Genomic DNA, 21,346 nt, shown 5'->3' with positions numbered 1-21,346 from the left:
GCAAACACACAGAAAATCAACATATTTAAGAAGAGGTGTGCCGAACCATTTTATTAAATGATGATTAGCCCTCACTGTAGCCTGAAAGACAAAGTTCAAACGGCAAAGACAAAAAAGCCCACGCATTTGTGGGCTGTATTTATCTGTTTCTATTTCTTAGGCTATCCCCATCAAAAAACCGCACATAACGGCAAATCAACGACGTTGAGGCTAGATTCCTTATACTGGCTTTTCCATCAGAAGCTTAACACCCAGCCCCACCAGCACCATGCCCGTCACGCCTTCCATCCACTTCATAAAACTCGCGTTCTTGAGCAAGTTTTTAGCGGAATTAAGAGCACCAGCCAAACCACACTGCCACACCATCGCAATAATAAAGTGTACCGAAGCCATCAACATAGATTGCAATAAAGGCGAACCTTCAGGGTTTACAAATTGAGGTAAAAAGGCCAGATAGAAAACTGCTGTTTTTGGGTTAAGAACGTTAGACAGAAAGCCTTCACGTAAAGAACGCTTTGCACTGTAAGCCTGCTGAGCTTGTTCTCCGACCTTCAAACCGCCACCGTTTTTCATCAACGCTCGCAAACTGCTTAAGCCAAGCCAGATGAGGTAAACCGCACCTACCATCTTAACCGCTTGAAAGAGTTCAGCGGATTGGGCGAGGATTGCAGATATACCCACAGCAGAGAAAAGCGCGTGTACATACAAGCCGCTACAAATACCAAAGCTCGTCATACAACCGTCAGCTAAGCCAGAGCGGCTAGTATTGCGAATCACCAAAGCCGTATCTAAGCCCGGCGTTAGCGTTAAAATAGTGATGGCAATTAGAAATGCCTCAAAGTTCAAAATATCCATATCATTGTCATTTTTGTTCAGCGATCTATCATCAATACCGTGTATCTGAACAATTCGCAAGTAACAATTGCCACCAGCTATACAACTCACTGATTTTGTGCACAATAGAACAGTTTAATTTGTTAAGAAATAGTAAATTCAAGGCATCGTACCGCCTCATGCTTTTCTCGCTATATCTTCGACTGCGAAGGTCGGCGTCATTAAAAAGCAAAGCCATAATCAAAGTACACGAGATGAACCTTAACGCTGACGCAGCCCTAAGGATCATTTAAAGAAACCAAATTAAGAGTAGTCAAATGAGCGCATTCAAAAAACTAGTCGAACACTCTCAAAAATGTTCACGCTTTCAACACCTAGCTTCTATTTGTGGTTGGGACCAAGCTTCAATGATGCCAGCAGGTGGTAACCAAGCTCGTAGTGAAGCGATGGCCGAGCTTTCTGTTCATATTCACGGCTTAATGACTCAACCACAGCTTGGCGATTGGATTGCAGACGCTGAAAATGAAGCGCTGAACACTGAGCAACAATCGTCACTTCGTGAAATAAAACGCCAGTGGCAACAAGCAAACCTACTTCCAGAAAAACTGGTTGAAGCGAAATCTCTAGCGGGTTCAAAATGTGAACATGCGTGGCGTAGCCAACGCGGTAACAACGACTGGGTTGGGTTCGAAAAGAACTGGCGTGAAGTGGTTGAGCTTTCTCGTGAAGAAGCGCAGATTCGCGCAGATGCAGCCAATCTAACGCCTTATGATGCGATGCTGGATATTTACGAACCGGGCACTAGCTCTGCTTCACTTGATACCCTATTTGCAGACGTTAAAACTTGGCTTCCAGGTTTAATTAATGAAGTGATCGAAAAACAATCGAGCGAGCAATTTAACGCACCATCAGGTATCTATTCGACCGAGAAACAGAAAGCACTGGGTTTAGAAGTCATGAAGCTGCTTCAGTTCGATTTTGAACACGGCCGACTAGATGAAAGTGTTCACCCATTCTGTGGCGGCGTCCCTTCAGACGTGCGTATCACAACCCGATACGACGAAGCTGAATTCGTTCAATCATTGATGGGGATCGTCCACGAAACTGGCCACGCACGTTACGAACAAGGCTTACCAAAACATCTAGCTGGCCAACCAGCAGGTGAAGCGCGCTCTATGGGTATCCATGAATCTCAGTCTTTGTTCTTTGAGATGCAGGTTGGCCGTAGTGACCCGTTCATCGGACACTTAGCGAACTTGGCTGGTCAACAATTCTCAGGCTCAGAGTTTGAGAAAGAGAACTTCCAAAAGATCTACACTCGCGTGAAGAAAGACTTCATCCGTGTGGATGCTGATGAACTGACCTACCCTGCGCACGTGATTTTACGTTACGAGATTGAGCGTGACTTAATCAACGGTAAGATCAAACACACCGACGTGCCAGAACTTTGGAGTACCAAGATGCAGTCATACCTTGGCTTAAGCACCCAAGGCAATTTCACTAATGGCTGTATGCAGGATATTCACTGGACAGATGGCGCATTCGGTTACTTCCCATCTTACACACTAGGTGCGATGTACGCGGCTCAGTTTATGGCTTCAATGAAGAAAACGGTTGATGTGAACTCAGTAATTGAAAGTGGTGACCTATCGCCTATCTTCACTTGGTTAGAATCGAATATTTGGAGCAAAGGCAGCCTGCTGGCCACTGATGATTTAGTGAGAGGTGCGACAGGTGAAACACTTAACGCTGCATACTTTAAAAAGCACCTAGAAGAGCGCTATCTATAATCACTTGATACTAAGCCTTCCTATTGTTATTTGAAGGAAGGCTTAGTCTTCACTGATATAGAGCTTTGTCCCAATGGTAATAGCCGCAGATTATCTGTAATGTTTATCAAACTTAGGTTGTGGGATAAAGTCATTATAATATAGTTACTTACGTGAAAACTTCCCTTTTTTTAAATACCTTCCATAAAAATAATTTCAATTTATTTTACTTTTCTGCATCCAAATACCTTGTTCGATTGTAGTACCTAGTAACAGCAGGAAAAAGCTGTTTTTCAAATTCAAAATCGACTGATAAAAAGGGATACGACAGTGAAAAAACAATACATATTGAAAGCATTAAAAATCACCGCAACATCAGCTCTAATGGCTATGGCTGCTCAATCCTATGCTGGTACCTTTTCTCAAGACAACCTACCAAGTGAAGTGCGTGTGCCGGAGGGTAACAAAGTCGCCATGTTTACTGTTGCGGAAGGTAATATCACATGGGAGTGCAAAGTAGACAGTTCAAATGACAAGAGTGCAAAATGGGCATTTGCTGGTCCTCGAGCCATTTTAAGTGATAATAAAGGCAACCATTTAGTCTCTTATTTTGGTCCTCCTGCAACATGGGAATCTCTTGATGGTTCATCTATTACCGGTAAACAACTGGCCGTTTCCCCTTCAGATAAAGGCAGTATTCCGATGCAGTTAGTCAAAGCAAATGAGTCTATGCGTTCAGGTACATTAAAAGATGTCACTTATATACAGCGTATTAATTTAAAGGGCGGTGCTGCTCCAATGACAGGTTGTACTATGGATAAACTTGGTCATAAAGTCGTGGTTAACTACTCTGGTGAGTATCTATTCTGGAAACAAAAGTGATCGCATTACCGCCACCGTACACGAGAATAAACACTGACTAAATAATGACTTAAAACGTCCAGTTACGTATACTGGACGTTTTATAAACAGGTATATCGTGTGTCAATATCGACAGAGTTCGACTATGAAAGTGTTCTAATTCACTGCGCTCAAGGCGATCGCCAAGCCTTAAGACAGTTATATGAACAGGAAGCATCAAGATTACTCACTGTAGTGCTGAGGATTTTGCAAAACCGTGCTTTATCCGAAGACGTTGTGCATGACGCCTTTATAAAAATTTGGAAAAATGCAAACTCCTACCATCAAGAGCTAGGGTCCGCACGTGGTTGGATATATACGTTAACCCGTAATTTAGCGTTAAATGCACTTAAACACTCCAACCGCCAAATCTTATCAGAACCAGATTTGTTACTCGCTCTATGTGATAGTCAAGTATTGGACTTAGCAGAGCAGCCAGATGGTATTTCTGAACTTTCAGAAGATCCTTTGGCACAAACGTCTCTACAAACATGTTTGGAATATTTAGAACCGGAACGCAAATTGTGTATATTGCACGCTTATGTTGATGGCTACACCCAAGACGAAATTTCTCAATTGCTTAACAAACCCCTTGGTACCGTAAAATCATGGATTAAGCGCAGCTTGAATGCTTTAAAGGGGTGTCTGCAATGAAAAAAGATACGCAACAAATTCCTATCAACGATGATAATTTAGCCGGCCAATATGTGCTTGGCACACTGACAGAAGAAGAACGATATAATTTTGAACAACGTTTAGCTGACAGTACCGAATTGCAACAAGCGGTTAATCAATGGCAAACCCATTTTTTGTCTATTACTGATAGATTAGAGCCAAAAGTCGCCTCTCAACCTTTATCTGCACGTATTGAGCGCAGCATAGATGAACTTGAAGAATCTTCTAAACCGGTAACGCAATCAAGACCTGAACCACAAAGCCATTTCTGGCAAAGTCTCGGTTTATGGCGGGCTATCTCAATGGCGTGTCTTGTACTAGCTATGGTACTAGGTTTTAAATTACAGACCCTTGAACCAATGCAGAGCACACCGACTTATATCGCGGTGTTAGTACAACCAGAAAACAAAAACCCAAGTTGGGTAATTCAAACCACTCATGCCAATCATATGCAACTAGTGCCCCTAGGTGCAGTGAGAATACCAGAAGGCAAAGCATTACAATTTTGGACAAAAGCCGATGATTGGGATGCACCTGTTTCACTAGGATTAGTCAGAGAAGGCGAAACGCTTAATCTAAATATTAGTGAATTACCGCCACTAACAGAAAACCAATTGTTCGAACTAACTTTAGAGCAAGAAACAGGCTCTTCTACAGGTCGCCCAACTGGCCCTATTACCTCAATTGGTCGCGGCCTTTCGATATAGTGAGCAGATAATTTAAAGACCATTCCCTATAGAATGAATAGAAAGAAGGCTGAGCAGGTTACTGACTCAGCCTTTTTTGACGGCAGATAAAAATCAGCCACGTTCTATCTATTCAGAACTTCATAGACCTCAGTCGCCTTTCAACATATCTAAAAATATCTGTCTCGACTCGGGTGTGTTGTCTCTGTGGGTTTCGTACTTTATATGTGCCTCGGCATCGGCAGACTGAGATAATTTGATACTCCAAAGTGCTATCAATTGGTTCGGTACAATTGAATATCGAACGTCGATAACACGCAGATCATCCATTGGATCTTGTGCCACGTAACCATTTGAGAACCAGCGAAAACGCTCAATGTCTTTTGCTTGTTGTGAATTAGGATCGAGCCAAGGGAAATCTTGACTCACATTCAGTTTAGCTACTGAGTCTCCAGGATAAGTTCTAACGGATTTGCCGGCTCGAACAGCATCTACGTAGTATCGAGATTCTGTTTCGTACACCACTTTCCACACCAAGATATTCGCAAAGCTTGGTTTTGCCTCTAATCGGATCGGCGTGTGTTGTCTTTCTTGCGCTAATTGCCAGCCTATGGCTTCTGCCCTATCCCTTTGTATCATTCCTAACGTCGGATAAATCAAAGCCCACAGAAACGCGATGCGAGCCAGCAAAGGGATTCGTTTCCATGTTGCAAACACAAGCAATATTAAAATGGGAAGTGTATAGACAGGATCGATAATCGAAATGGTATTCCAAGCATAACGCTCATTGGTAAGCGGCCAAAACAACTGAGTGCCATACGTAGTACAAGAATCTAATAAAGCATGTGTGCCATAGCCTAACGCGCAATACAGCCAGCTCTGTTTAAACGAGAGACCGCGCCTTTTAGCAATCAAAAGATGTAAAACCAGAGCGCAGATCAAGCTGCCAATAGGGATAAACAGAAGTGAGTGAGTAAATTGTCGATGGAACTCCAATGCCAGTAAAGGATCACTCTCCGATCGAATAAACGCATCTAAATCTGGGGCCATTCCAGAGAGTAAACCTAGACCCCCAGCGACCACTAAATGTTGTTTTTTACTCGCCGCTTGTGACAAAGAAGCACCTAGCACACCCTGCGTTAACGGATCCATAAATCACTCACTTTTAGCATTCCATTGATCTGAACAAGTACATTTAGCTATAGCAGTGAATCCAGTTAAACAACAATATTTTGTCAATATACTCATAGACATAATCGTATAAATGTAGACTGGCAAACAAAAAAAGCAGCCTGATGACTGCTACTTTCTATTGTTATTATTGGAGCTACCCACTGATAGCTGCAACATAGGCAGCCGAACAACCAAAACTTAGCGAGCGACCATACTTACAGCGATAACAACCAACAGTACTGAAAAGATCTTCTTAATTATTGGAACTGGCAAGTGGTTTGTCGCTTTTGCGCCTAACGGAGCCGTGAACCAAGAGGTGCACACAATACCCAGTAACGCTGGTAAATAAACAAAACCTGCAAATCCATCGGTTAAAGCAAATTGGCTACTGCCCGCAGTGATATAACCGATAGAACCAAACAATGCGATTACAATGCCACACGCAGACGCACAGCCGATCGCCTTTTTCATATCGACCGAAAAGAACGTTAATAGTGGAACTAACAACGCACCGCCACCAATCCCTATCATGGCAGACAACCCGCCAGTAATGGTTGTTAAAACGGTTAATACCCCTTTATTCGGTAGTTTTCGTTCGTTAGGCGTGCCGCTTTTACTGCTTAAGAACATCTTAATCGCGATAAGAACTACGCTCACAGCAAACACGATACGAACGACCTTTTCCGGCAATAACGCCGCCATAAAACCACTAACCAAAGCACCAAGGGCAACACCCAGCATGATCCAAGGTGCCAGATCCCAAGGCACGTTGCCATTCTTGTGGTGAGCGAGCGCAGAAGACGTTGAAGTAAATAGAATCGAGGCCAACGAGGTCGCAATCGCAGCAACAACAACTTGGTCGGACGGCAGAACTTCTAAGTAAAGTAAAATGCTGCTTAACACAGGAACAATGATCAGCCCTCCGCCAATACCCAAAAGCCCGGCAAGAAAACCAACACCACTGCCTAGTAACGCACAGTAGAAAATCAAAAACAGCAATTCACTCATTTCATCCATCTCTTATTAAATTAATTTACCTTAAATAACACCACTATTAATGCGGTTATATTTCCATTAAGCTATATTAATATAACTGACACCGACTTAAACATTCAAACATATAGATCATGAATATTCCTCATGATGAATGTGAAGTAATACCATTATTAATCCCACACCTATCCACGTATAAAAACCTTAAGCGATTAACTTTATACGACATTAATTCTACTAAGTATTAATTTCAGAAAGCATAGCCTTCGATTCTTAATCCGGTCACAAGCAAAAAATAAAAGCAGTTTTAATACTAAAGACCGAGAGAACCAGACAACGAATTGGGATACTAGACCAGCATGAATAAAGAATTTAATTTTACGATCAAAAGCATTAGCCTCGACGAAAACTACCAGCCTGCAGACAGCACGCGTATCACAACCAACTTTGCGAATTTGGCGAGAGGTGACAGCCGTCAAGCGAACTTGCGTAATGCACTACAAATGATCGATAACAGTTTCAACGCCTTAGCACATTGGGACAACCCTAAGGGCGACCGCTATTCTGTGGAGCTTGAAATCATTTCTGTTGATATGGATATTGAAAGTAACGGTCAAGCATTCCCTTCAATTGAAGTGCTGAAAACCAATATTTTAGACCGTAAAACCGACGAGCGTATTGAAGGCATTATCGGAAATAACTTTTCTTCTTATGTTCGAGATTATGACTTTAGCGTTCTTCTGTTGGAGTATAATAAAGACCAAGATAAATTCAGTATTCCAGAAGGTTTTGGTGATTTACACGGTAAGCTTTTTAAACATTTCGTTAACTCTGAAGCTTACAAACAGAATTTCAAGAAGCCACCTGTTATTTGTTTAAGTGTTTCAGATAATAAAACCTATTACCGTACTGAAAATCAACACCCTGTATTAGGCTTTGAATACCAACCTAATGAATCTTCTTTAACTGAGCAATACTTCAAGAAGATGGGATTACAGGTTCGTTATTTCATGCCGCCAAATACTGTCGCTCCTCTGGCTTTCTATTTCTTTGGTGATCTGCTGAACGATTACTCTAACCTAGAGCTTATCAGCACCATCAGCACCATGGGTACTTTCCAGAAAATCTACCGACCTGAGATTTACAACGCGAACGCGGTTGCAGGTAACTGTTACCAACCAAACTTGAAAAACTTGGACCATTCACTGACTCAGATCGTGTATGACCGAGAAGAACGCGGCAAGTTAGCTATTGAGCAAGGTAAATTCGCAGAAGAACATTTCATTAAGCCATATCAATCGGTTCTTGAGAACTGGTTTGCCAATTACGCGCTTTAATCAATTTATTAGGCGCTTTAATCCATTAATTACGCGCTTTGGGCAATCTAAGGATAGGCAAAATTAATTATGAAAACACTATTACCGACTTCAACAGCAGGCAGCTTACCTAAGCCGTCTTGGCTAGCACAACCAGAAACACTTTGGTCTCCATGGAAACTGGAAGGCGACGAATTAACAGATGGCAAGCAGGATGCCCTACGTGTGTCTCTGCATGAGCAACAGCAAGCCGGCATTGATATCGTGAGTGATGGCGAACAGACCCGCCAGCACTTTGTGACGACCTTCATTGAACACCTAAATGGTGTCGATTTCGAGAAGCGCGAAACGGTTAAGATCCGCGACCGCTACGATGCAAGTGTACCGACTGTTGTTGGCCCAGTTTCTCGTCAGAAATCGGTGTTTGTTGAAGATGCGAAGTTCTTACGTCAGCAAACCGATCAACCTATTAAGTGGGCTCTGCCTGGGCCAATGACCATGATCGATACACTTTACGATGCGCATTATCAAAGCCGCGAAAAACTCGCTTGGGAATTTGCGAAGATCCTAAATCAAGAAGCAAAAGAGCTTGAAGCCGCTGGCGTTGATATTATTCAGTTCGATGAACCAGCATTTAATGTGTTCTTTGATGACGTAAATGATTGGGGCATTGCTTGCTTAGAAAGAGCCATTGAAGGGCTAAAGTGCGAGACCGCGGTACATATTTGCTATGGTTACGGCATCAAAGCCAATACTGATTGGAAAAAGACATTAGGCACGGAGTGGCGCCAATACGAAGAAGTCTTCCCTAAGTTGCAGCAATCGAATATCGATATCATCTCTTTAGAATGTCACAACTCTCATGTACCACTTGAACTACTTGAGCTGGTTCGAGGCAAGAAAGTGATGGTCGGTGCAATTGATGTGGCAACCGATTCGATTGAAACACCAGAAGAAGTCGCCAGCACTCTTAGAGAAACACTTAAGTATGTTGATGCAGACAAGCTCTACCCTTGCACCAATTGCGGTATGGCTCCCCTACCTCGCCAAATAGCATCGGCTAAACTCAATGCGTTAAGTGCTGGTGCAGAGATTGTTCGAAAAGAGCTATCAGCGTAACCCTCTATACGTATATCCAAAACTAATCCTCAAAGCTAAACCTAGCTCTTGAAGCTTAAACCAGTTATCACAGCCTAAGTCGCATATCAGCGCTTAGGCTTTCTTTTTCCTACACATCACTTTACTCAGAGAAACTGTCTATGTCGATGCGGTTATCTATTTAGCAAGCTCTTCATTCATCGAAGAAAACAGTCATCTTCTTCAAAGTTATTAGTGCCTTATTAAGCCCCAAGAAGCGGTAGATGCTTTCGTTTTTGATAAGTTAAAGCAAGCTCCAAGCACTGTTTGATTGCTACCTCAGGCATGGGCTCAGATAAATGCAATACAATTGCCCTATTACCTTGAAACTGCAGTGTATCTCCATGTAACTCTCGAAATGTATCAACGAGCTTAGTTTGGCAGTTGAAAAATAAAGAGTAGTTATTCGGCGATTTCAATTTCCAATCAATTCGAATTGGGCTGCCCGCTTTAACACTGTAACTAGGCTCTCCCCACTTAAGAGACTCTTCAACTTCCCCTAACTTCAATTCACAGGACAGATCAAGAATGAGAGAGCGCAACTCTTCTAGTCGAATTCGAGCGTTCTCCGGATATTCTTCAAAACGATTTTTGACTAGCTTGTCCACTGAAACCTCCGATGAACCTAACAAATGGCGTAACTATTGTGTCAATGGTTTGGACGCTCTACTAACATGAACTAAACTTAGTAGCTTGATTAATGGCTTAATGATTAACTGCGCACTACCCACTATAAATAACCAAGTACCACTTTCAATAAGAGACTCATTTAAAAAGAAAAAACTACCGATCAAAAACCAAACAGCTATTAACAAATCATTGAATGCACCTAAAGCCTCATAACGACGCTGAATCACTATATGTTTCTTACCGATATCTACATCCAATTCAACACCTTGATTCACAAACTCTCCTTAGGTCGAACTATGATTAAAACTATAAATGGATATCAGACTGATGCTCCACTTGTCAACATAACGCTGCTAAAGTATGAACAAGCAATACCTGAGTCGCTGCAACCATAGGGTGACCGCAACCACCGAAACCACACAGTGACAATGCCATACATTCCAGATCACTTTAAAATTACTTGTTTGAATAATAAGAACTCCACACGGGTAAATCAGATACATCCGTAATTGAAACTTGCTTATTCTCCAAAAACGGATAACTGAAACCGGATAGCTTAATACGTTTCTGAAATATTATACTTTTGCATAAAGGTGTTAGAGCTCAAACACCCTACTAGATTTCCCAAAGTGATCGAAAAAGCAATAATAAAAATCACTGCTTTTGAGATATTTCCGGTAAAAATATTGCTTCCAAATAGGTAAGCCATTACTGAGCAAACAAATAATACAAAGGCATATTTATTCACGAGGAAAAACCATGGGATTTCAAATGCCCAAAGTTCACTGCGATCCTTAAAGGTAAACAAACCACCCATAACATAGGTTAGCGCACCGAAGATAGCTATGATAACCACGGTGAATATATAAGGAAAAAATGGTTTATCTACCAAAAGGTAATATCCCATACGCCAAGTAAAAAAGAATGAAACGATCCAAAAAATCACTACTGGACCAATTAGTAACCCCATATCTCCTCCTTGAATTTAATGAGTAACATGTATTCTCCCTCTTAAGGACCTTCCACATTTGTGTGGTATTTAACAACACCGAGACACTATGTCTGATTAGCCTGAGCTCTGCTGTATCGAACTCGCTAAAACCATCATAGTCATCCTACTGTATAGCAGAATGTTGAAGTCTCTATTATATAGAAATTCAATTATTCAGAAAGACAGGCCTAAAGCTTTTAAAGCTTCCTCACATTGAGCTGCATTTTCAAATTGAATTCCAGTAATACCAACAGCGTTTGCGCCCATAACATTACACGGCATGTCATCTATAAATACGGTTTCCGAAGCATCTAATCTATGCTGCATAAGTAATGATTGATAGATTTCTGCTTGAGGTTTGAGTAGCCCTAACTCCGCAGACACTATTGCTCCGTCAAATAAAGGCCAAAACGTGTATGTAGACTTAAGATGGGAAACAATTTCGTGAACATTATCTGTTAACGCATAAACGTTGTAACCGGCTAATTTAACACGCTGCAGAAGATCAATAGAGCCGAAAATAAGGATTTGTGTTTGTTTGACGTAGTAAAATAATCGCTCACATTCCAAGTCTGATAAATTAAGAAACTGCTGATACTGCACTTTAGCATCAGACTCTGAGATTAAACCTTTATTTAAATCGAGCCAAGTTTCAGACTGAAAAATAGCCTTAACCAATACCTCAGGAGCTTTAACCTCACCAAATGTGAGCTTCACTATTTCCAAAGGAGCCCAACGGACAATCACGTTACCAATATCAAAGACTACATTTCTAATGCTTCCTGAGCTCATAGTTTCTCCTTTAACAGATCTAATTCGCACTTCTTTTTAGTAACAGGAAATATAACCATTCTCTTCTAACACTAATTAACTCATAAAACTGAGAGCTATGTTTAACAACCGTTATTAAACCTCAACATTGATAGAATTAACATCTCTCACCACTACGAAAATGTCATTATTATTAACTTTGTAATTTAATACAAACGAAAAAAACACACTCCTCAATAGGCAAGACTAATACATAAAATTAAAACAGAATAAATTATAGGAACTATCGTAATTTCAGGTATTTATAATAAAAGTTTAAAATAAAATAATTATCGACATAAGAATCAATAATGTTTTTTGTATATTATAGTTTACATACTATAAAATTTAATCTTCCTGAAAAACTTGCCATAAATCCACACGCTCTCCCAATCTTGATTCTCAACACATGGCATTAATGTGTTGCATATAGGCTTCCTATAAAGTCGTTGGGAAGAAGGAGTTTATATTTATATCAGGAACGAAAAATGAACCAAAAACGTCAATTAAGCTGGAAAATAGCAGCTATTCTAGGTACCTCTTTCGGCTTTACAGCGCATGCTGCAGAAATGGTAAGAGTGGATAATGATACATTGCTACAACAAAGTATCCTCGCTCAATCGAATAGTGTCGCCCCACTAGAGTTGGGTTTTTCTGAAGTAAAACGGGTAGTGTTACCCAATGGAAAAACAAAAGTCCGTTACCAACAAACACACTTAGGTTTACCCGTTTTTGATACCTCGGTTGTGGCAACACTCTCTAAAAACCAGCCGACTAAAGTCTTCGGTTCAATGGCACAAGGAATCAGTGGTGACCTATCTAGCATCACCCCCAAACTAAATAAAAAGCAAGCTATTGCCGCTGCACTTTCAGCTCATAAAACCTTAGTAGTCGATAACATTTCTGTTGAAAACAAAAATGCAAAACTGATGGTGAGACTAGATGAGAACCAAATCGCTCAGATGGTTTACTTGGTCGACTTCTTCGTAGCCTCCGATCACCCTGAGCGCCCTTTTTACTTCATTGACGCTATCACTGGAGAAGTCCTCCAAAAATGGGACGGATTAAACCATGCCAAAGCTCTGGGAACCGGTCCAGGTGGCAACATAAAAACGGCTCGATATGAATATGGAAGCGACTTTACGGGATTTTCCATAGACAAAACGGGCACCACTTGTACTTTGGAAAACTCCGCGGTTAAAACGGTCAACTTAAATAACGGAACCTCTGGTAACTCGGCATTCAGTTACAACTGTAGCGACAGCACCAATTACAATGACTATAAATACGTTAACGGCGCCTACTCACCTCTTAACGACGCTCATTATTTCGGTAATGTTGTATTTGATATGTACAAAGATTGGATGAACACGTCTCCCTTAACTTTCCAGCTTACCATGAGAGTGCACTACGGCTCTGATTACGAAAATGCTTTTTGGAACGGTACATCAATGACATTTGGGGATGGTAAAAATACCTTCTATCCGTTAGTCGATATCAACGTGAGTGCCCACGAAGTCAGTCACGGCTTTACTGAACAGAACTCTGGCTTGGTATATAAAAATATGTCGGGAGGGATTAACGAAGCGTTCTCAGACATTGCAGGCGAAGCTGCTGAATACTATCTGCGTGGAAATGTTGACTGGGTTGTCGGTAGCGATATCTTCAAATCAGAAGGTGGGCTACGTTACTTTGATCAACCGTCAAAAGATGGCCGATCTATAGATCACGCTTCTCAATACTACGATGGTTTGAACGTTCATTTATCTAGCGGGGTTTATAACCGTGCCTTTTACCTGTTAGCGAACAAATCTGGCTGGGATGTGCGTAAGGGCTTCGAGGTATTTACGGTTGCAAACCAACTTTATTGGACGGCAAACAGTACCTTTGACGCTGGGGCTTGTGGTGTTGCAAAAGCCGCCGCAGACATGGGTTACGAAGTTTCAGATGTTGAAGCCGCTTTTAGTACTGTCGGTGTCAATGCAAGTTGTGGAACGACGCCTCCAACTGGCAATATCTTAACCAAAGGCACTCCGATTGCGAACCTAAGCGGGAGCCAAAACTCTCAAACCTTCTACACTTTCACCGTTGAGTCAGCATCAAACATAACAGTTTCAATGTCTGGTGGTTCAGGCGACGCGGATCTTTACGTTAAATCGGGAAGCAAGCCGACGACTTCAAGTTACGACTGCCGCCCTTACCGTCCAGGAAACACAGAACAGTGTAATGTGAGTGCACAACCTGATGTAACGTATCATGTGTTATTGCGTGGGTACTCGAACTATTCTGGCCTAACATTGCGTTTAGATTGAGGTTAAAACGTACCGTTGAAGGTCGCAACCAATAACAAAGCCTACTCACATGAGTAGGCTTCATTGCTTATTAAGCAGTTAGATTTATCTAGAGACTTGGTACTTAAATCCAAGACCAACAACAGTCAGTATGTATAAGCGTTGCCGTGCGCTTATAAACATAAAAGGGTTAGCCAAGCGCTAGCCCTTTTTCTTATCTGACTTATACAAGCCAACAGATACCCTCATACCTAAGCGCGCTCTAAATCCCTACAAACCCAGGATATACAGTTAATAATTTTGTTAATTAACTAATGATTGGTTTATAAGTTTGGATATGGCAAGTCAGCACTCACTTAATATTTTATAAATTGTTTAAATTGAGATCCTGTGCTGAACAACGGAATAAAATAAGTTGTCTAACTTTTAAACACATTCATCTTGCTGATAGGTTAATCCTTATAGGGCAAATGCTCTATTAATGATAAAAATTAAAATAAGGATTATTTATGAGACCATCTATTTCTATCAGTATGGTGCTTGCAACGACAGTGGTTGGCTTCCAGTCCTATGCAAACAATATCGACACAATAGACGCACGCTCTCTTTCAGAGAGCTCCTCAGCACAAAAGCAATCTTTGGCGTTGCAAATCAGCGAGCGTTATTCCGATCTTGAGCTTTCTTTAAAGGCTCAAATTTCACAAAAGAGTCTATCCACACCAATAGACAAACTGAACTCTTCTCAGCCCTACTCCGCATTCTCTAACAAGATGCAGAAAGCGGATCTTGGCTATCGCAAGATGAAAGGGATCAATAATTTCAGTGACTCTGTGTTAGAGATTCGCATGGCTGATGAAGCGATGATTGAAGCTTGGAAGAATGGCGAGAACCCGCTGTTTGCATTTGAACCATCAGGCGATGATTCGAATTGGCAATACATTGAAGCGTATGACGTGTACGGACAAGTTCATCAATTAGACGTGTACCAAATGCCAAACGTTCCTGTGTTTGTCGTTGATAGCAATGGTGCTGAAGAACTCAAAGCAGGCCTAATGGCGATGCAGGCCGAGATGAACAAGCTAGGTACTGCAACCCAAATCAATTCTGGATCCAAAAACACTGGCGATAATGAAGACAGTAAAGGGAGTAAAAACAGTAAGTTCCAAAAACAAACGTTTATGGGCAAAGCTAAACGCTCAATGACGATGTCGGAACCTGAGCCGTTGAACACCACGCAGTTAACGAAAATCCATTTGGCTGTCGACCAAGAACCGTGGATCTCTGGCAAAGCTGAAATCTATGCTATCGTCACTGGGGTCGATTCGAGTCGTGTAGAACCACAGATTGATCTCGTTGAGATGCCTTATCTGGATTACGACAAGCAGACCTACTACCCAAATCAAACCGTTATCTTCTGGCCTCGTTACCGTTGGGGAGCAGCAGACATGATTTTGATGGAGCACGATGACGGCACCGACTACAAAGAGCTAGCAAAACTGCTGGTTGAAGCCGCAGAAGAGATACTGAAAATGATTCCTGATCCTGAAGTTCAAGGGTATGCGATCATCCCTCAGATCACTGGCAAGATTATCGATGTGATTCCTGATGGTGTACTCGTGAATGACGATGACTTCGTTGACGTATTCTACACTTTGATGCAAAACACTTCTTATGTTGATCATCCTGGCGCTGGCGGGAATGCTGTCGCGTCGTTCGCACCTGTAATAATTTCACCAACAGAATAATACTTTTTCACGTTGAGGCCTTCATTGTCGTAGCCTTAATGAGTTATTAACTTACACTTCAGCGTATATGCCCTATGTAAATATACATTCGGTATATACGCTTTCTTACCCAGTAAATAGACAAATAAAAAAGGCCCCCAAAAGAGCCTTTCTATTCTGAACTGTTAAATTATTTTATTTTAAAATTCTTCTTCGAGCGTTGGTTCATCCTTAGCTTCTGTTTGCTTCTCCTTGATTTCAACTTCTTTCAAACGAGCAGTAAAGTGTCTTAATACTGTTGGCTCATAGGTAAAATCTAAGCCTTTTACTTGCCCACCATTCCCTTTCACTTTTTCAAACGCTTCAATGATGAAATCCATGTGGGTTTGTGTGTATGTCGCTCTAGGAATGGTAAGACGCAGTAACTCAGCTGGACATGGGTGTTGCTCTCCAGTAGCCGGATCACGTCCTTGCAATAATGAACCAATTTCAACCGCTCTTATGCCCGCCACCTTGTACAACTCGCACGCCAAAGCATGAGCTGGGAACTGACTAGCCGGAATATGAGGGAGCAGTTTACCCGCATCGACAAACGCCGCATGACCGCCCGCTTGCTGACACACCACACCTATCGCTTCCAAGCCATCAACCAGGTATTGGACCTGACCGATGCGATACTCCAACCAATCTTGACGCATTCCATCATACAGGCCAACAGCAAGACGCTCCATCGCGCCACCTTCTAAGCCCCCATAGGTTGGGAAACCTTCTTGAACCACACACAGTGTTCGACATTCTGTGTAAACATCCATGAAGGAATCATCTTTGAAGCATAACAAGCCACCCATTTGTACCATGGCATCTTTCTTGGCAGACATGGCTAAACCATCTGCATATTTGTATGATTCACGTGTGATCTGTTCAATTGTCCAATCTTGATAACCCGCTTCGCGCTGTTGAATAAAGTAAGCATTTTCAGCGTAGCGCGCAGAGTCCATGATCACGGGAATGTCGTACTTTTGAGCGATTTCATAAACGGCTTTTAGATTGGCGATAGACACTGGCTGTCCACCCGCAGAGTTGCAGGTAATTGTGCTTACAATGTATGGAACGTTTGCTGCGCCCGCATCTAAGATAGCTTCTTCCAACTTCACTACATCGAAATTGCCTTTGAAATCAGCATTAACCGAGGTATCAAATGCTTCCTTGGTGTAAACGTTTTTCGCGACACAGCAATTTACCTGGGTGTGACCCTGGGTGGTGTCAAAGAAGTAGTTAGACAAAGCGACCATTTTACCGCGATCAAGCCCTTTCTCCATTTCACGCTTCTTGATAAGAACAGGAATGTAAATCTGTTCTGCGCCACGCCCTTGGTGTGTTGGAATAGTCAGCTCGTAGCCGAAAATATCTTTCACCGCATTCGACAATGCATAGTAACTGCGACTGCCGCTGTAAGCTTCATCACCCATCAACATTGCAGCTTGCATGCGTTGAGTAATAGACCCAGTACCGCTATCGGTCAGCAAATCGATGAACACATCATCACTGTCGAGCAAAAATGGGTTCATACCCGCTTCGACAATGGCTTGTTCACGATAGGCGCGAGTTGTTCTTTTTACTGGCTCTACAACGCGAATACGAAACGGTTCTGGTAGATGTTTGAAGTTTTCCATAATAGTCCCTTTCAACAAATTCAGCCTTAAAGCGAAAAATCTGAATTCATTATTTTAGATGTCACGAGTCATCACCATTAATTTATTTTTACGCACGATCACTCTCGTGGTAATTACGATAAAAATTAATAGCTAAAAATAGATTATTTAATCAATGATGTATTGATTAGGTCCCAATTAATAATAACTAAAAGATAAAGAACCACATGCACAAAACACAAAGAGCGAACGCATGAGTTACGACATTTCTTTAAGACAAAATTAACAGGATTGGGCAAAGCTCAAGGCTCTGCTGGCGCGTGACGCCTAGAGAATACTACTCTGAAGAAAGGTGGAACGAGAGCTGATGATCTAAGGTATACCAAGCTAACAAGGTTAGCCATGTTGTTGATTGCCATTTCAGGTACATGTTCACAATATATCCCTACGTTGAAATCAAGATGAACCGAACGTTAAATATAGTATGATTCTTTTATAAAGACAGATTAAAAAAGTATAAATGTGATCAACCTTTAGAATAGTGATAAAATACGATAACGCATTATATAAACTGTGAATGCCATCGGCTCATATACTATTAAACTAGTTCGGAGAGCTAAATAATATATACTCCCTATTACATTCAATAACCTATAGTAGACTGCGGATGCTACTGAACTCTAACAAGAATGCGTATTAATAAAGCGCAAGCACCTCACTAGAACGTCATTGTAAATTCAGTCCTTAGTTACTTTTTCTTAACCGCTTGCTTGATTGCCATTTCAGCCAATTTTGGTGTCGCTGCTTTCAATGCGCTTGGTGCCACCTTCTTACCGGCATTTACCGCTTGATTCAGTTGACCTTTGACCGATCTCCCTCTTTTGATTGCTTCTAAACGCTGGCGATTTCTCTGAACATTGTTCGCATCGGCTATGCCTTCGATTAGCGTTCGCTTCAGAGCCTCTAATCCAAACTCCACCTTTTCTGGCGCGATAGCGAGTGGTAATACGATATCGGTTTGCAACAACATATGGTTATATTCGAGTGCTTGAGCGATGGTTTTAGCTTTTGTCGATGTAGGATTGCCCAAATCATAAGGAGGCTGCCAGTCATTAACCGGTTTTAATCTATCCACTTGATTCACCACCGATATTACAATAGGTCTCTTACGAGAAATGTTTTTAGGGTCGTCATAGAAAGCATCAAATTTATCTTTCAATTGCTTATCCAATTCACGTGCAGACTGATTGGCTTTAAGCACCCATAGCACAACATCTGCTTGAGTCATCTCCTTAAGCATCAGGACTTCGGTTTTGGCGTTACCATCCAACCCCTGAAGGTCAACAACTCTAACATCATTGTCGTCCACAAACGCGTTGTAGACTGTTGAAGCATCTGTTGATGGTAGAACATCAACTTCGGCGACCAACTCTTGTTTAAGAGCATTAATCAGTGAGGATTTCCCCGAGCTTGTTTGACCCACCAGCACAATTCTTACGGGTTCTAATTCTGGAGCAAAACGCTGTTCGTCCAGTTCAGAAACCTCCGATGTTCTTAATGCTTCATCTTCAATGCTGAAACGTCCGCTATAAAGATCAATTGCCACGGCTGCAACCTCATCTAACAAGGCTTGTTTTGCAGCATACTGCATATCATCGACCACACCTTTGGTCATTGACGATGTTGCTTGCTCTCGGCCTAAATCCGAAACGACTTTCAAAGGGTTCAGGTACAGATTTTTAAGGTGATTTCCCCAGATAGCCGCTTTGACGATCTTCAGCCCTAGCTCGCCATATCGATCATAGGCTTCGTATCCCGCTTTAATATAGGAGACCTTCAGGTACTCAATACCCGGTATATGCTCCCGCACCACCAATTTGTATCTCCGACTGACTTCTTCAAAAAGCTTTAGCCCTTCGGGAATTGAAAAATCGAGTGGTTTTTTATCAAACTTTTCAGCGACGAATTCAAGTATCTCTAAACCAGTTTGATCGAGATTACCCCACTCTACATCGACCATTATTTGTTGGCGTACATAGTGTTTTGATTCATTCCAGATCGACAACTCCTTTTGAGACCAATCAAGAGAAGCCTTAACCAACGCATCGTTAATATCAATATTGTCATGCTTTATCTCTGATTCAGAATCCCCCATGCTATTTTGCTCAGTATTTGAGGGAGACTTGTGAATGACAGACTGTCTATACAAAGCTTGACGTGAAGAACGACTAGAAACATATAAAGGAATAGTAAAAAACAAAGTACTCACAACAATGACAATCGACATTTCCAGTAAGTAACCGTATTTAATCGCCAAGAAAATACCAAAGCCCATCATAATAATACTTGGGAGTACGGCCGAAATCAGAGCAATACCCCAGCGTCCACTCGATAAAACGGCCAGTAATCGAAATAGGTTTCTAATTTTCTTCATAACCCGATGCTGCCTTACCTTTCTTCAGGGATTCTTTGTAGATCTTTTGCATCTCTTGTTCAGAGACTTCTTCGCCTTTGTTTTTATGATAGAAGTAAAAACAAGCCGCTCGACCTAAACCATAACTGGTGCCAAAACTCATAGCTGCAGCAGCAACGGCTCCAACCGTCTGACCATAAACCGGAATCAGCTTTATCAATTGTCGAGAGCCCAGCTTCATTCCGTATTGCAAAGCAAAGCTACTTCCCAACGTACCTATCAACTCACTGAATACTCTCTTGTTCCATTCAACTCCATACTGGTTCGCCAAGCTATGAAGCATTTTTGCTTGAATCGCAGGCACGGACACTAAGCCAACACCCGGAATCAAATCACTGGTCGCAGCACTTCCCGCGTACCAAAGTACCTCATTTTCTACGTGGTCGAAGTTGGCCTCTTCTTGCGTGGAATGCTCTTTGTCGACCACCATCATTCCGACAACAGGCAGGATATTCGCCAACTGTTCAATCAAGGCATCATAATTGTAGATTAAGCCAATGTTGTTGCTCGAGTCATCAGTTTCGAAATCGACCGATATCGATTCAAAGCCCTTCCCCCAAACCCTTTCCACTTGATTGGAATTAAATTGAACTTGTCTTGCGCGGTCTGTTTCACTGGAACAAAGTACTGCTGTATGAACAAGCAACAAGTGCTTAATTTTCTTTTGCTTCTTAATCTGTTTCAAAGCAGCAAACACAGCAGACTGTTCTGGCTCATCGGCTTTCATCACAACCACCAGCGCGTTACCAGCCAGACCTATCTCTTCCAGATCGTCTTTCGGATCGTAATCTGCCTCACCCAGACCTCTGGTATCAAGAAACCGCATCACAGGTTTGTCCTGAGGAAACTCATAAGACATCGCCGTCATGGTACATGGCGCAAAACCATTGCCCACTTCAACCGAAGAATCACCCGTGACTGCTTGAATAAACGATGATTTACCAGCGCCCGTTTTTCCCAACAGCCATAATGTCGGCAGATGCTTACGCTGATATTCATGGGCCGGAGTCAAATCGGGATTTTTACTCGGATTAATGAAGTCTTTTATTTGATCAAACATAGTTAGGCTAACTCTCACTTGTTTTGAGATTCGGGTTGGTGACAAAGCGCTAGGACTTATATAATCACTCTATCGCATTACACTTGCGTTGAAACATTCATGCTAATTTACAATGTTTAGGCGCTAATCTAGATATAAGAACCCATTCTATGCAGGCGATCGTTTTTGGGTGCACGGCTCTATCACGCATTAAAGCATACTCTAATCTATTGATATAATTAAAGCTTAGTAG

General features: G+C 41.8%; 18 protein-coding genes. 8 read left to right on the top strand and 10 right to left on the bottom strand.

Going from position 1 to position 21,346, the window contains the following annotated elements:
• Positions 1 to 219: 219 nt before the first annotated feature.
• A complete protein-coding gene (locus WR49_RS01870) occupies positions 220 to 855 on the bottom strand; it encodes a LysE family translocator (RefSeq protein WP_046222873.1) in 636 nt (211 codons plus the stop codon).
• A 296-nt stretch (positions 856 to 1,151) separates the two neighbouring features.
• Between WR49_RS01870 and WR49_RS01865 the strand changes: the two genes are divergently transcribed.
• From WR49_RS01865 to WR49_RS01850, 4 genes are all read left to right on the top strand, one after another.
• Positions 1,152 to 2,624 carry a carboxypeptidase M32 gene (locus WR49_RS01865; RefSeq protein WP_046222872.1) on the top strand — a complete coding sequence of 491 codons (1,473 nt, stop codon included), beginning with the start codon at positions 1,152 to 1,154 and terminating at the stop codon, positions 2,622 to 2,624.
• Positions 2,625 to 2,933: 309 nt separating this feature from the next.
• On the top strand, positions 2,934 to 3,485 hold the full coding sequence (locus WR49_RS01860; RefSeq protein ID WP_017055222.1) for a DUF3455 domain-containing protein: 552 nt from the start codon (positions 2,934 to 2,936) through the stop codon (positions 3,483 to 3,485).
• Positions 3,486 to 3,584: 99 nt separating this feature from the next.
• Positions 3,585 to 4,157: a sigma-70 family RNA polymerase sigma factor gene (locus tag WR49_RS01855; protein ID WP_046222871.1), complete on the top strand. Its 573-nt coding sequence runs from the start codon at positions 3,585 to 3,587 to the stop codon at positions 4,155 to 4,157.
• Entirely contained in the window at positions 4,154 to 4,885 is a 732-nt protein-coding gene (locus tag WR49_RS01850) for an anti-sigma factor (RefSeq protein ID WP_046222870.1), read from the top strand. Before WR49_RS01855 ends, WR49_RS01850 begins: the two co-directional genes overlap by 4 nt.
• 129 nt (positions 4,886 to 5,014) lie before the next feature.
• On the opposite strand, the gene WR49_RS01845 is transcribed toward WR49_RS01850, so the two are convergent.
• Positions 5,015 to 6,016, bottom strand: a complete 1,002-nt coding sequence (locus WR49_RS01845; RefSeq protein ID WP_046222869.1) for a metal-dependent hydrolase — start codon at positions 6,014 to 6,016, stop codon at positions 5,015 to 5,017.
• Positions 6,017 to 6,235: 219 nt separating this feature from the next.
• Positions 6,236 to 7,045, bottom strand: coding sequence for a sulfite exporter TauE/SafE family protein (locus tag WR49_RS01840; RefSeq protein WP_046222899.1), 810 nt, complete (start codon positions 7,043 to 7,045; stop codon positions 6,236 to 6,238).
• Between the two features lie 344 nt (positions 7,046 to 7,389).
• Here WR49_RS01840 and WR49_RS01835 point away from each other — a divergent pair, with 344 nt between their 5' ends.
• Together WR49_RS01835 and WR49_RS01830 are read left to right on the top strand one after the other, a co-directional pair.
• On the top strand, positions 7,390 to 8,367 hold the full coding sequence (locus tag WR49_RS01835) for a DUF1852 domain-containing protein (protein WP_046222868.1): 978 nt from the start codon (positions 7,390 to 7,392) through the stop codon (positions 8,365 to 8,367).
• A gap of 69 nt (positions 8,368 to 8,436) precedes the next feature.
• On the top strand, positions 8,437 to 9,465 hold the full coding sequence (locus WR49_RS01830; protein ID WP_017055216.1) for a methionine synthase: 1,029 nt from the start codon (positions 8,437 to 8,439) through the stop codon (positions 9,463 to 9,465).
• A 221-nt stretch (positions 9,466 to 9,686) separates the two neighbouring features.
• Here WR49_RS01830 and WR49_RS01825 read toward each other — a convergent pair whose 3' ends face one another.
• The 4 genes from WR49_RS01825 to WR49_RS01810 form a co-directional block, all read right to left on the bottom strand.
• Positions 9,687 to 10,091, bottom strand: coding sequence for a DUF1801 domain-containing protein (locus tag WR49_RS01825; RefSeq protein ID WP_017055215.1), 405 nt, complete (start codon positions 10,089 to 10,091; stop codon positions 9,687 to 9,689).
• Positions 10,092 to 10,124: 33 nt separating this feature from the next.
• Entirely contained in the window at positions 10,125 to 10,388 is a 264-nt protein-coding gene (locus WR49_RS01820; protein WP_046222867.1) for a YrhK family protein, read from the bottom strand.
• Positions 10,389 to 10,669: 281 nt separating this feature from the next.
• Positions 10,670 to 11,083 carry a hypothetical protein gene (locus WR49_RS01815; protein ID WP_017055212.1) on the bottom strand — a complete coding sequence of 138 codons (414 nt, stop codon included), beginning with the start codon at positions 11,081 to 11,083 and terminating at the stop codon, positions 10,670 to 10,672.
• A gap of 195 nt (positions 11,084 to 11,278) precedes the next feature.
• Positions 11,279 to 11,896: an HAD family hydrolase gene (locus WR49_RS01810; protein ID WP_046222866.1), complete on the bottom strand. Its 618-nt coding sequence runs from the start codon at positions 11,894 to 11,896 to the stop codon at positions 11,279 to 11,281.
• 506 nt (positions 11,897 to 12,402) lie between these two features.
• On the opposite strand from WR49_RS01810, the gene WR49_RS01805 reads away from it, so the two are divergent.
• A complete protein-coding gene (locus tag WR49_RS01805; protein WP_046222865.1) occupies positions 12,403 to 14,226 on the top strand; it encodes a M4 family metallopeptidase in 1,824 nt (607 codons plus the stop codon).
• 488 nt (positions 14,227 to 14,714) lie between these two features.
• Entirely contained in the window at positions 14,715 to 15,950 is a 1,236-nt protein-coding gene (locus WR49_RS01800) for a DUF3103 domain-containing protein (protein ID WP_046222864.1), read from the top strand.
• Positions 15,951 to 16,129: 179 nt separating this feature from the next.
• On the opposite strand, the gene tnaA is transcribed toward WR49_RS01800, so the two are convergent.
• The 3 genes from tnaA to WR49_RS01785 all read right to left on the bottom strand — a co-directional run bounded on the left by tnaA (position 16,130) and on the right by WR49_RS01785 (position 21,114).
• On the bottom strand, positions 16,130 to 17,602 hold the full coding sequence (gene tnaA / locus WR49_RS01795) for a tryptophanase (RefSeq protein WP_017055208.1): 1,473 nt from the start codon (positions 17,600 to 17,602) through the stop codon (positions 16,130 to 16,132).
• A 727-nt stretch (positions 17,603 to 18,329) separates the two neighbouring features.
• Positions 18,330 to 20,015, bottom strand: a complete 1,686-nt coding sequence (locus WR49_RS01790; RefSeq protein WP_046222863.1) for a GTPase family protein — start codon at positions 20,013 to 20,015, stop codon at positions 18,330 to 18,332.
• Entirely contained in the window at positions 20,002 to 21,114 is a 1,113-nt protein-coding gene (locus WR49_RS01785) for a YcjF family protein (RefSeq protein ID WP_046222862.1), read from the bottom strand. Before WR49_RS01785 ends, WR49_RS01790 begins: the two co-directional genes overlap by 14 nt.
• Positions 21,115 to 21,346 lie beyond the last annotated feature (232 nt).

The organism is Vibrio sp. ECSMB14106, assembly GCF_000972265.1.
In the GTDB taxonomy this organism is placed as follows: Bacteria; Pseudomonadota; Gammaproteobacteria; order Enterobacterales; family Vibrionaceae; genus Vibrio; species Vibrio kanaloae.
Note: the sequence above shows the minus strand (reverse complement) of the source record. Positions and strands in the feature narration are given on the sequence as shown.

Coding starts and splice junctions, on each gene's coding strand:
- WR49_RS01810 (WP_046222866.1), bottom strand. CDS start 11,896: ATGAGCTCAGGAAGCATTAGAAATGTAGTCTTTGATATTGGTAACGTG.
- WR49_RS01840 (WP_046222899.1), bottom strand. CDS start 7,045: ATGAGTGAATTGCTGTTTTTGATTTTCTACTGTGCGTTACTAGGCAGT.
- WR49_RS01805 (WP_046222865.1), top strand. CDS start 12,403: ATGAACCAAAAACGTCAATTAAGCTGGAAAATAGCAGCTATTCTAGGT.
- WR49_RS01800 (WP_046222864.1), top strand. CDS start 14,715: ATGAGACCATCTATTTCTATCAGTATGGTGCTTGCAACGACAGTGGTT.
- WR49_RS01850 (WP_046222870.1), top strand. CDS start 4,154: ATGAAAAAAGATACGCAACAAATTCCTATCAACGATGATAATTTAGCC.
- WR49_RS01845 (WP_046222869.1), bottom strand. CDS start 6,016: ATGGATCCGTTAACGCAGGGTGTGCTAGGTGCTTCTTTGTCACAAGCG.
- WR49_RS01815 (WP_017055212.1), bottom strand. CDS start 11,083: ATGGGGTTACTAATTGGTCCAGTAGTGATTTTTTGGATCGTTTCATTC.
- WR49_RS01790 (WP_046222863.1), bottom strand. CDS start 20,015: ATGAAGAAAATTAGAAACCTATTTCGATTACTGGCCGTTTTATCGAGT.
- WR49_RS01830 (WP_017055216.1), top strand. CDS start 8,437: ATGAAAACACTATTACCGACTTCAACAGCAGGCAGCTTACCTAAGCCG.
- WR49_RS01865 (WP_046222872.1), top strand. CDS start 1,152: ATGAGCGCATTCAAAAAACTAGTCGAACACTCTCAAAAATGTTCACGC.
- WR49_RS01870 (WP_046222873.1), bottom strand. CDS start 855: ATGGATATTTTGAACTTTGAGGCATTTCTAATTGCCATCACTATTTTA.
- WR49_RS01835 (WP_046222868.1), top strand. CDS start 7,390: ATGAATAAAGAATTTAATTTTACGATCAAAAGCATTAGCCTCGACGAA.
- WR49_RS01785 (WP_046222862.1), bottom strand. CDS start 21,114: ATGTTTGATCAAATAAAAGACTTCATTAATCCGAGTAAAAATCCCGAT.
- tnaA (WP_017055208.1), bottom strand. CDS start 17,602: ATGGAAAACTTCAAACATCTACCAGAACCGTTTCGTATTCGCGTTGTA.